Source organism: Streptomyces ochraceiscleroticus, from assembly GCF_000720485.1.
GTDB classification, from domain to species: Bacteria; Actinomycetota; Actinomycetes; order Streptomycetales; family Streptomycetaceae; genus Streptomyces; species Streptomyces ochraceiscleroticus.
The window spans coordinates 1-322 of record NZ_JOAX01000111.1 but is presented as its reverse complement, the minus strand read 5'-3'; the positions used below and the strand labels follow the sequence as shown (position 1 = coordinate 322).

The following is a 322-nucleotide window of genomic DNA, read 5'->3' as shown; positions in this document are numbered from 1 at the left end:
GGTGCCCCAGGTGACGAAGGGGGCCAGCTCGGAGGCGTTGATGACCACCTCGTGGTCGAAGACCGCGTCCGCATCGGTGCGCAGCGTCTTCCAGTACTCCACCGCCGCGTCCCACTCCGCGCCCTGGGGGGCGTGGTCGCGGCCCTGCAGGTAGTCGAAGGTGGTCTGATCGGGGGCGATCATGCCGGCCCGGGCGCCGGCCTCGATCGACATGTTGCAGATCGTCATCCGGGCCTCCATCGAGAGCTTCTCGATGGCCGGGCCGCGGTATTCGATGACATAGCCCTGGCCGCCGCCGGTGCCGATCTTCGCGATGATGGCG

At 68.9% G+C, this 322-nt stretch carries 1 protein-coding gene; it reads right to left on the bottom strand.

Going from position 1 to position 322, the window contains the following annotated elements; all coding sequences use genetic code 11:
- The coding region (locus IG84_RS0137425) for an aconitase family protein (protein WP_031068002.1) at window positions 1-322 on the bottom strand (322 nt) is incomplete at both ends.